We start from the raw sequence: 11,213 nt of genomic DNA, 5'->3' as shown, positions 1-11,213 counted from the left end.
AATTTTTCAAAAATCATTTTTTGGGGTAAGCATAGTTGCAATTTATTACATATGCAAATGGTTCTTTATTTTAGTTTTTTTATTTTTGTCCTGAAGGAGGATTATTGCCTGTCAGAGAATTCAGATATGCAATAACATCCGCCCGATCCTTATTAGATGAAAGACCACCATAAGCCATTAGAGTAGCGGGAGCAAAAGCGAGTGGTTTGGCAAGCCATTTATTTAGATTTTCCACTGTCCAGTATTCGTTTTCATGAATTTTAAGCGAGGAAGAGTAATTAAAGTTTGGACTGGAGGCAATTTTTTTATTTTTGATATTAAAAAGTGAAGGCCCTATTTTATCAGGTTCACCCTGTCTGAAACTGTGGCATACTCCGCATTGTTGTGAGGCAATGATTTTTCCTTTGCCTATATCGGCGGTTTTGAGATCAATGGTTTCTTGATTTTCACTAGCATATACTGATGATGTAAGCGGTGAGTAAGGAATCAGGATCTTACTTATCAACCAGCTACCAAACAATATTCCACAGGATATGACACAAGCTGCAGCTATACGGTTCCAGTCAAAACTATCCATTTTATTTTTCTTTGGTTTCTTGAACAACAACTATGATTATTAAATTGATTATAGAATAAAAGCTTATTATTAATAATACAACATAAAGAAAAACTGATATATATATTATTTATAGAGAATTGTTGATGAAGCCTGCTTTGATCCTTATTCCAACACGATTGGCCTCAACTCGACTGCCACGAAAATCCCTGGTTGATATCGGTGGAAAACCTATGATAGTCAGGGTGATGGAACAGGCTTTAAAAACGAAAATCGGACCAGTGGTTGTAGCTTCAGGTGACAGGGAAATTTCGGAGATTGTCAGGGAGAACGGGGGCAGGGCAATTGATACGGATCCAAATCTTTTATCTGGTTCAGACCGAATTTATCAGGCGCTATCCTTACTGCAGGAATATGATCACATTGATACGATTATCAATGTTCAGGGCGATTTACCCCTCATTGATCCATCAGATATTTGTAAATCAATGATACCGCTGAAGTATTCTGGAATAGATATCGGAACCTTAATAGCTCCCGTGAAAAATGAATTTGAAAAGACGGCTTTTTCCGTAGTAAAGGTGGCTTGCAGTTTTATTGAGGATTTATTATTTGCGAAGGCTCTGTATTTTTCTCGTGCAACAATTCCATGGGGAAAGGGTCCATTATGGCATCATGTCGGTATTTATGCATATACGCGAAAATCTCTCAACCGTTTTATAAACTTGCCTCAATCTTTACTTGAGAAACGAGAAAAACTCGAGCAATTGAGAGCTTTGGAAGCTGGAATGAATATTGGTTGTGCTGTAATAGATGAAGCGCCATTGGGAATTGATACACCAGACGATCTTGAACGGATAAGAAAACGAATTATTTAATAGGATTATTTTATGACTGCCAAAATTATTGCCTTTCAGGGTCGACCAGGTGCCTATTCGGATATGGCCTGTCGTTCGGCAAGGCGGGGATGGGTAACGTTACCTTGTGAAAATTTTATTGAAACGATAAAAGCTGTGCAGTCTGGAAAGGCTGAACAAGCCATGTTGCCATGCGAAAATAATTTAGTTGGAAGAGTGCCTGATATTCATAATCTTTTGCCTTCTTCGGGACTTTTTATTGTTGGTGAGCATTTCCAAAGGATTGAACATTGTCTAATAGGTATCAAGAATGCAAAAATTTCTGATATCAAAAGGGTTCACACACATCCGGTGGCAATGGGGCAGGTTTCGGAAATAATCAATGATTTGTCGCTTGAACGGATAACAGAATTTGATACAGCAGGTGCTGCTGAAATTATAGCAAAAATGAATAACAGGGAAGATGCGGCAATTGCATCGGAACTTGCGGCAGAATTGAATGGGCTGGATGTATTAAGATACAATGTTGAAAATGAAAATTATAATACAACCCGCTTTTATATCGTTTCACGTGAGAAGAAAATTCCAACGCAACGTGAAAACATGATGACGACTGTTTTATTTAAAACGAAAAATATTCCATCCGCCCTTTACAAGGCATTGGGAGGTTTTGCGACAAATAATGTAAATATGACACGTTTGGAAAGCTGTATGGATAAAGGGGGGTTTGTTGCAACCAAATTTTTAGTTGATGTGGAAGGACATGTTCACAATGACCCGTTAAATCAGGCCTTGAATGAACTGAAATTTTATTCAGATGATTATGTTCTTTTGGGGGTGTATCCTGCTTCACAATATCGTCAGAGTGTATAGTCCATATATAATTTTATAAAATTTTGATACACTTATTTAATATATAATTGAATATCAATGATTGATAAGGAATAATGACAACATGAGTATATGGTTTGAAGGTTCAATCACGGCATTAATTACCCCGATGAAACAGGATGGTTCACTGGATATTCCTACTTTTGAAAAATTTGTGGATTGGCAGATCCAGGAGGGGACTTCTGTACTGGCTCCCGTTGGTACAACAGGGGAAAGTCCAACTTTATCTCATGAAGAACATCGGAAAATTGTTGAAGTGGCGGTCAAGGTTGCAAATGGTAGGGTTCCAGTTTTGGCAGGAGCCGGATCAAATAGTACATCTGAAGCTATTGAAATGGTTAAATTTGCAAAAGAAATTGGCGCGACAGCTGCTTTGGTCGTAACACCTTATTATAACAAACCAACCCAGGAAGGATTGTATTGTCATTATATGTCAATTGTAGAGGCGACGGAATTTCCTGTTTATATCTATAATATACCAGCCCGCTCAGTAATTGACATGTCTGTGGAGACTATGGCAAGACTTGCAGAAAATCCCTATATTGTTGGTGTCAAAGATGCGACGGCTAATCTTGTCCGACCCATTCAGGTAAGACGGGCGGTTAAAAAGAATTTTAACCAGTTGTCGGGGGAAGATGGTACCGCGATTTCATTTTTGGCCGCTGGTGGTGATGGTTGTATCAGTGTGACGGCTAATATTGCACCAAAATTATGCGCAGAAATGCAACAGGCCTGGAAGGATGGTCATATTGCCAATGCAATGGCTATGCAGGATCGTTTGTCTGTTTTACATGATGCCCTTTTTATTGAGAGCAATCCAGGCCCCGTTAAATTTGCAGCGTCCGTTTTGGGGTTGGCAGGAGAGACTTGCCGTTTACCGCTTGCGCCTGTTGCGGAGAAAACGCGGATTAGGGTTAAAGAGGCATTGGAAAAAGTGGGATTATTGGGTTAAATGGCGGAAAAAAAGAAAAATTCTCTAATCTCTTTTGGAAACGTGGCAAAAAACCGTAAAGCCACGTTCAACTATTCCATTGTTGATAAGGTGGAAGCGGGTTTAATGTTAAAGGGTCCGGAAGTAAAAAGTTTGCGTTTAGGACGGGCCACGATTAACGAGGCCCATGCAGGGGAAAGGGAAGGGGAAATATGGCTTTTCAATAGCTATATTCCTGAATATCAGGGCGGATTTTTTTCAAAATTTGATCCACGCGCCCCCAGGAAACTGCTACTTCATAAAAAACAAATTTTTAAATTGCTAGGGGCTATAAGTAGGAATGGTATGACATTGGTTCCACTGGATATTTTTTTTAACAGCCGGGGGATAGCCAAGGTAACACTAGGTCTAGGTCAGGGTAAGAAAAAAGCGGATAAACGTCAGGCAATAGCTGATCGTGACTGGAAACGTGATCAGGCAAGATTATTAAGGAGTAAATTTTAACATTATCCTTTTGACAAAAAAAGAATTACGATTAATCATTAAGTATGTGAAAGGCTGAAGAGAAACTGAATATAAATTTATGAATTAATTGATTTATCCACAATTATTTATGCTATTGATTGATTAAAACAGTTTTTTAACTTTATGCTTTTCTAGATATATAGGTTATTTTTCTAGAAGGGTTTCGTGTATGGCATCGGTCGTATTAATCATTAATGCGGGTTCATCAAGTCTAAAATTTTCTCTGTATCGGAGTCAGAATAATTCAGATTTTGAATTATATTCCAAAGGATTACTAGAGGGGATTGGATCAGGACCCCATTTGAAAATAACCGATCGTCAAGATAAAATCATTCATGAAAAAAAATGGACAGATGGTCAATATGCAAAACTTGATGCCAGGGATGAATTGTTGGATCAGGTCTTGAAATGGCTTTTCGATTTTATGAAAAAAGATAGAATTCTGGCAATCGGTCACCGTGTGGTTCATGGTGGGATGAAATATTACCGTCCTGTTGTTATTGATCAAAAAATTTACAGTTATCTGGATTCATTAACACCGTTTGTACCCTTGCATCAACCGGCCAGCCTTGCTCCCATGAAAGTCATAATGGATAAATATCCGGATATTACTCAGGTTGCTTGTTTTGATACCGCTTTTCATGCCACGATGCCAGATAAAGCTAAACGCTTTGCCCTTCCAAGAAAATATTATGATAGTGGATTGAGACGTTATGGGTTTCACGGTCTTTCCTATCATTATATCGTGCATTATTTGCAAAAAAATAAATCCCCCCTGATTAAGGGTAAGATAGTTGTGGCGCATCTTGGAAATGGTTCAAGCGTTGCGGCTATAAATAAGGGAAAGTCCATTGATACGTCCATGAGTTTTACGCCCTTGGACGGTTTGGTGATGGGTACACGTACTGGACAGATCGATCCAAATGTCGTCTTATATATGACTCGTGAAGAAAAAAGGTCTCCCGATGAAATTGAGGATATAATCTGGAAACAATCTGGTTTGTTAGGTGTATCCGAGGTTTCAAGTGATATGCGAGGTCTTATTCATGAAATTGCCCAAAATGGACCAAAATCGAAATTTGCCAAACAGGCACTGGATTTGTTTATTTATAAACTGATTGGAGAAATAGGTCGGCTAATTGTTTGTCTAAAAGGGATTGACGGATTGATTTTTACAGCTGGTATCGGTGCACATGCCACATATGTCCGGTCTGTAGTCTGTCAGACTTTGTCTTGGCTAGGGATTGAAATCGATGAACAGGCAAATAAAGATGGAAATGAACTGATCAGTACTTCAGAAAGCAATATCAAGGTATATACAATCCCGACCAATGAGGAGTTCATCATATTGAAAGAAATACAACAGCTTTTATTAAATTCGAAACAGCGTGCATGAATCCGGGGTTTTAATAACTCTTATTGAGTTTAACAATAGCTATTTATCAAGGAGTAAAAAATGACTGATAAAAAGCTTTTATCTGAACATGAAGTGGACTTATTTAATAAATGGTGGCATGCCGCCAATTATCTATCCATCGGACAGATCTATCTAATGAATAACCCTTTATTGAGGGAACCATTGAAACTGGAACATACCAAACCACGATTGCTTGGACATTGGGGAACAACCCCGGGCCTCAATTTCATTTATCTTCATCTCAACCGTATTATCAGAGAACGAGATAACGATATTCTTTTTATAGCTGGGCCAGGTCATGGGGCTCCTGGGGTTGTGGCGTCAACCTATCTTGAAGGGGCTTATACAGAACTTTTTCCCGAGATTACACAGGATGAAGTGGGAATGCAGAAATTGTTCAAACAATTTTCCTTTCCCGGCGGCATTCCAAGCCATACAGGTGCACCAACACCAGGATCCATTCATGAGGGTGGAGAACTTGGATATTCGCTTTCACATGCATATGGGGCAATATTTGACAATCCTGATCTGACCGTTGCATGTGTTATAGGTGATGGTGAGGCAGAAACAGGACCTTTGGCAACATCATGGCACAGTAATAAATTTGTTAATCCAAAAACAGATGGTGCTGTCTTACCCATTCTTCATTTGAATGGCTATAAAATTGCAAACCCAACTATATTGGCACGTATATCCCATCAGGAATTAATCAATTTAATCAAGGGGTACGGCTATGATCCAATTTTTGTTGAAGACAATGATCCAGATTCAATGCATCAGAAAATGGCTTCAGCCATGAATACTGCATTCAATCGTATTCATCGAATACAACAGAATGCACGCAAAAATAATGATACCGGTCGTCCATTATGGCCAGCCATTATTTTTAAAAGCCCAAAAGGTTGGACATGTCCGAAAACCATTGATGGAGAAAAAGTGGAGGATTATTGGCGTGCACATCAGGTTCCTTTTGGGGATTTGAGCAATCCAAAACATCTGAAATTATTAGAAAAATGGATGAGATCCTATCATCCTGATGCGTTATTTGATGAAAAAGGGGCAATATTTCCTGAAATTGCTGAATTGGCACCCAAGGGAGATAAACGTATGAGCGCCAATCCCAATGGGAATGGCGGGTTGCTCAGACGACCCTTGAAGTTACCTGATTATCGACAATATGCAGTAAAAATGACGAAACATGGTCATGTAATTGCTGAATCAACCAGGATAATGGGGGAGTTTTTAAGAGATGTCATTAAAAAGAATCCTGAAAAATTTTTGCTTCTTTCCCCTGATGAAAATAATTCAAATCGTTTGAATAAGGTATTTGAAGTAACCGATCGGGTCTGGAATGCCGAAATATATGATTACGATGATCATTTGGCCCATAAGGGACAGGTGATGGAAATTTTAAGTGAACATACGGTTGAGGGTTGGCTTGAAGGATATTTATTGACTGGAAGACATGGATTGTTTTCCTGTTACGAGGCCTTTATCCATATTGTCGACTCAATGGTCAATCAATTTGCAAAGTGGTTGGACGAGGCGAGCAAGGTGGAATGGCGGCGGCCAATTTCGTCTTTAAATATCCTTTTGACTTCACATGTTTGGCGGCAGGATCATAATGGGTTCAGTCATCAAGATCCCGGTTTCATAGATCATGTTGTTTCGAAAAAACCTAAAATGAGCAGGGTTTATTTGCCACCAGATGCTAATACCCTGTTGCTGGTCACGAGTCACTGTTTAAAAAGTTCGGACCGTATCAATGTTATTGTTGCCGGCAAGCAGCCAGAGCCCCAGTGGCTTACCATGGATGAGGCAATTAAACATTGTTATAAAGGCCTTGGCATTTGGGAATGGGCCAGTAACGATAAAGGAATAGAACCCGATGTCATTGTGGCATGCGCTGGTGATGTGCCAACGCTTGAAGCATTGGCGGCTACCAAAATTCTTAACGAATATGTACCAGATCTCAAAATTCGTTTTATCAATGTTGTTGACCTGATGACTCTCATGACAGATGATCAGCATCCACATGGATTGTCAAATCAAGAATTTGATGCCTTGTTTACAATCAACAAACCAGTTATCTTTGCTTATCATGGTTTTCCAAGATTAATTCACTCGCTTATTTATAAACGAAGCAATGCAAGAAATTTTCATGTTCATGGTTTCAGAGAAGAAGGAACAACCACAACACCTTTTGATATGGTTGTATTGAACAATCTTGATCGTTATCACTTGGTATCAAATATCATGAACAGGGTTGATCGTTACAAATCAAAAATAGCTTATATAGACCAGTTTGTGAGAGACAAACTTGTTGAGCATGAATTATATATTCGCCAATATGGTGAAGATATGCCAGAAATCAAAAACTGGCGTTGGAAATAAAAAAATTGTAAATATATATATTGATCCGGTTTTTCAGCGTATGGAGATTGTTAATCGGAAAGCTTTCTACATTCCATGCGTATGGAAATGGGAACTTGGTGACTGCATATATTTCTCGCGTCCACTTTGCAAAATTCCAATGCATTGTTGTATAGGGCTCTTAATATTTTACTGTTGACATCCCTGTCATTGTCAAACTTGTTATTGGCTTTTTGTTTTTTCAATTCATGAATATCTTTTAAGGTTTCAATACATGAGGGACTTATTGTTGTTGATTGGGTTCGTAAAATTTTGAAAATAGGTTGTAATTGTTCATATGAAAAACTGATTGATTTTTCATCACTTGATTGTCCATAAACAGTCAAGGGAAATAGGGTGATTATAAAAGTTAAAAATCTTGTTCTATTTTTCAATTTAGTCTCTAGTTAAGGCTTGATTTCATAATTGCAAAGTTTATGTTATCCAGCTGTTAAAGTTAGATAAAAACCTTTATATTATATATGTTTATAACATAAATGATATATTTATACAGTTTTTTAGCATATTATCCTATAATAACACACAAACTATTCCTCAAGTTTATCCCCCAAATTGTGGATAACTTTATGTCGGATAAAAATTAATCCTTGGATAGAGAATTATAATATTCAATCATGAAGTTAATAAAAATAGTATTGAAGAACATGAATGGAAAGAAAATGGTAAATTTAAGAATAAATAATATCAAACACTGTTTTTGTATCGGTATCTGTTTAGTTTCATCCGCGCTGTTTCTTGATGGATGTTCAGGAACAGCTGAAACACCAGTTCCGGCAGGAACACAATCATCTGTTGGTTATGGATCTGTTTGCAAGGCAGGAATTTATAGCTGTCATACTCCATATCAAGTTCCTCTGGGTTCTCCATGCAGTTGTCCTGGTGTGGGAGCGCCCTCCTACGGTAATGTTCACGCGAAATAAATAAAATTGACAAGTTAATTCGGAATTCCTCATGATCTTTTCCGCATCAAAGAATGATAAGGATCTTTTTGCCTCCGATCACACCTTTTTTAGTGAGAATTCAAATAAGAAGTCAATGATTGATAATAAGGTTCCTCTGGCTGATCAATTGCGGCCAGTGGAATTGGAGGAAGTTGTCGGACAAAATCATTTGGTTGGTAAAAAGGGCATTATTACCCGTATGATTAATCATGGTACTTTATCAAGTTTGATTTTGTGGGGTTATCCTGGAACAGGGAAAACGACGATTGCCCGGATTATTTCCCAGTATATAAATTTGAGATTTGTTCAAATATCCGCAATTTTTTCCGGGGTGGCAGAATTAAAAAAAATTTTTGACGAGGCAAGAAAATATAGACAACAAACCGGTAAGGGTAGCCTATTATTTGTGGATGAAATTCACCGTTTCAACCGTACTCAACAAGACAGTTTTTTACCCGTTGTTGAAGATGGAACTATTATTCTGATAGGGGCGACCACTGAAAATCCATCTTTCGTGTTAAATGGTGCTTTGTTATCCCGTTGCCAATTGATGGTACTGAAACGTCTTGATGAAAAAGCGTTGAAACAACTCATTCAGCGTGTTGAAATTAATACTGAAAAGAAATTGCCTCTTACGGATAAAGCCTTACATGTTCTTATTGCCATGGCAGATGGAGATGGTCGCTATCTCTTGAATATGGTAGAACAATTAATCAAACAAAATTTTGATCATAAAATTGATGAAAATGCGTTAAATGAATTACTAAGCCAAAAAGCAGTATTGTATGATAAGGATAGGGATGGGCATTATAATTTGATTTCAGCCCTGCATAAATCACTTCGAGGTTCGGATCCCGATGCTGCCTTGTACTGGTTCGCTAGAATGTTGGAGGGTGGAGAGGATCCAAGATATATTGCAAGAAGATTGACCCGTTTTGCATCGGAAGATATTGGATTAGCCTCACCTAATGCTCAGATACTGGCAATTTCAGCTTGGGAGAGTTATGAACGGTTAGGATCACCTGAAGGGGAAATCGCATTGGCTGAACTGGTAGTTTACTTGGCAACAGCACCAAAATCCAATGCTGTTTATAAAGCCTTTAACAAAGCGAGAGCGGTTGCAAAAAAAACGGGAAGCTTGATGCCTCCCGCCCATATATTGAACGCGCCAACCAAAATGATGAAAGAACTTGGTTATGGCAAGGGATATCAGTATGATCATGATACAGAAGAGGGATTTTCTGGGCAAAACTATTTTCCTGATCGTATGAAACGTGAACAGTTTTATTTTCCCACACATCGGGGAACAGAAGAGATCATTTCAAAACGTCTTGAACAGTGGAATAAACTTAGAAATAAATAGATTATATGAAAATTTTAAATATTACGGTTAAAGATGAAGATGGTGAAGTGCGTCTTGATCGTTGGGTAAAAAGAAATTACCCCCAATTTACGCAGGGCATGATTCAAAAATTGTGCAGAACCGGTCAAATAAGGGTTGATAAAAAAAGAATTCAGGCATCTACACATTTGAATACTGGAAATGTTGTTCGGCTTCCTCTTGTTGAAAAAGGTGTTCTATCATCAAAAAAAAATCATGACATGGATTCCCATTTTTCAAAAAAAGTTAAAAGCTGGATTATTTATGAAGATAGCGATTTATTTGTTATAAATAAACCGTCCGGTATTGCTGTTCAGGGGGGTAGTAATGTAAGATTTCATATTGACGGAATGCTCGAAGCATTGAGGGAAAATAGTAATTATCGTCCCTGTTTGGTTCATCGTTTGGATAAAGATACTTCCGGTGTATTATTGATTGCTCGTCATCCAGCTGCTGCAGCAAAACTAACTGCTGCGTTCAGAGGCAGGGCAGTAAAAAAAATATACTGGGCCATTACAACAGGTCGTCCTGTTTCATCAAGTGGTAGGGTGACGCTTCCATTATTGAAAGTTGAACGTCCGGGCGAATCATATGTCGTTGTTTCAGAAGAAAATAAAAATGCGCAAAAAGCTGTAACGGAATATATGGTTAAAGATTATGCCGCCAGGAAATTTGCCTGGGTCGAATTATATCCCCTTACTGGACGTATGCATCAACTTCGTGTTCATTGTTCGGCCATGAACTGTCCTATATTGGGGGATAGAAAATATAATCAAGTGAATGGCTCACTCGAAGGTTTTCCAGAATTACTACATCTTCATGCTCGCGCAATAATCATTCCTCATCCCCAGGGTGGGTATCTGGAGGTTGAAGTTGAATTGTCATCCCATATGAAAGAAACATTTAAGAGATTGGGATTTGATATGCCATCCGGTAATTGTGTCAAAGTTAATAAAAGATAAGAAATATAATTGAAAATGTTTCATTTGAAAAATTAATTTCGTTTTATGATTGCATAAAAAAACCATCATGTTATTTCTGATTAGTTTATATTTTTAACTTACCATTATTAAATGAATCCAAAGATTAATGATGCTAAAAAAGAAAAAGATATTTATTGGTGTTTTGGGAGCCTCTGTATTATTGATAGCGGGAAGTAACCTTGCAATCAATTACATGATTGACCGGCAAAAAATCAATGATCAATTATCAGAAATAATTGAGAAAAAAACAGGACGAAAAGTCCATTTAAATCATTTGTCTCTTCAATTGGTTCCCTGG

General features: G+C 37.9%; 12 protein-coding genes. 10 read left to right on the top strand and 2 right to left on the bottom strand.

Going from position 1 to position 11,213, the window contains the following annotated elements; translation table 11 throughout:
- Nucleotides 1–79 precede the first annotated feature (79 nt).
- Nucleotides 80–577: a c-type cytochrome gene (locus U0839_RS07195; RefSeq protein WP_122123584.1), complete on the bottom strand. Its 498-nt coding sequence runs from the start codon at nucleotides 575–577 to the stop codon at nucleotides 80–82.
- 125 nt (nucleotides 578–702) lie between these two features.
- Here U0839_RS07195 and U0839_RS07190 point away from each other — a divergent pair, with 125 nt between their 5' ends.
- From U0839_RS07190 to U0839_RS07165, 6 genes are all read left to right on the top strand, one after another.
- Entirely contained in the window at nucleotides 703–1,434 is a 732-nt protein-coding gene (locus U0839_RS07190; protein WP_413550371.1) for a 3-deoxy-manno-octulosonate cytidylyltransferase, read from the top strand.
- A gap of 12 nt (nucleotides 1,435–1,446) precedes the next feature.
- Nucleotides 1,447–2,286 (top strand): prephenate dehydratase, encoded by an 840-nt coding sequence (locus tag U0839_RS07185; protein ID WP_155565456.1) that lies wholly within the window; start codon nucleotides 1,447–1,449, stop codon nucleotides 2,284–2,286.
- Nucleotides 2,287–2,368: 82 nt separating this feature from the next.
- On the top strand, nucleotides 2,369–3,256 hold the full coding sequence (dapA, locus tag U0839_RS07180; protein ID WP_122123581.1) for a 4-hydroxy-tetrahydrodipicolinate synthase: 888 nt from the start codon (nucleotides 2,369–2,371) through the stop codon (nucleotides 3,254–3,256).
- Complete coding sequence (smpB, locus tag U0839_RS07175; RefSeq protein ID WP_155565455.1) at nucleotides 3,257–3,739, top strand: SsrA-binding protein SmpB; 483 nt, start codon at nucleotides 3,257–3,259, stop codon at nucleotides 3,737–3,739.
- 190 nt (nucleotides 3,740–3,929) lie between these two features.
- Entirely contained in the window at nucleotides 3,930–5,156 is a 1,227-nt protein-coding gene (locus tag U0839_RS07170) for an acetate/propionate family kinase (RefSeq protein WP_155565454.1), read from the top strand.
- Nucleotides 5,157–5,216: 60 nt separating this feature from the next.
- On the top strand, nucleotides 5,217–7,571 hold the full coding sequence (locus U0839_RS07165) for a phosphoketolase (protein ID WP_413550370.1): 2,355 nt from the start codon (nucleotides 5,217–5,219) through the stop codon (nucleotides 7,569–7,571).
- Between the two features lie 50 nt (nucleotides 7,572–7,621).
- On the opposite strand, the gene U0839_RS07160 is transcribed toward U0839_RS07165, so the two are convergent.
- A complete protein-coding gene (locus U0839_RS07160) occupies nucleotides 7,622–7,984 on the bottom strand; it encodes a hypothetical protein (RefSeq protein ID WP_155565452.1) in 363 nt (120 codons plus the stop codon).
- Nucleotides 7,985–8,269: 285 nt separating this feature from the next.
- Between U0839_RS07160 and U0839_RS07155 the strand changes: the two genes are divergently transcribed.
- From U0839_RS07155 to U0839_RS07140, 4 genes are all read left to right on the top strand, one after another.
- On the top strand, nucleotides 8,270–8,530 hold the full coding sequence (locus tag U0839_RS07155; RefSeq protein ID WP_122123578.1) for a hypothetical protein: 261 nt from the start codon (nucleotides 8,270–8,272) through the stop codon (nucleotides 8,528–8,530).
- Nucleotides 8,531–8,645: 115 nt separating this feature from the next.
- The gene (locus U0839_RS07150; protein WP_413550373.1) at nucleotides 8,646–9,914 is read left to right on the top strand and encodes a replication-associated recombination protein A; all 1,269 of its coding nucleotides are present in this window, start codon (nucleotides 8,646–8,648) and stop codon (nucleotides 9,912–9,914) included.
- A gap of 5 nt (nucleotides 9,915–9,919) precedes the next feature.
- Nucleotides 9,920–10,894, top strand: a complete 975-nt coding sequence (locus U0839_RS07145) for an RluA family pseudouridine synthase (protein WP_413550369.1) — start codon at nucleotides 9,920–9,922, stop codon at nucleotides 10,892–10,894.
- Nucleotides 10,895–11,021: 127 nt separating this feature from the next.
- On the top strand, nucleotides 11,022–11,213 hold a 192-nt coding region (locus U0839_RS07140; RefSeq protein WP_413550368.1), incomplete at its 3' end, for a hypothetical protein.

The organism is Commensalibacter sp. A3DC (assembly GCF_047307945.1).
GTDB lineage: Bacteria > Pseudomonadota > Alphaproteobacteria > Acetobacterales > Acetobacteraceae > Commensalibacter > Commensalibacter melissae.
The sequence above is the reverse complement of the archived record's forward strand: the minus strand, read 5'-3'. Positions and strand labels throughout refer to the sequence as shown.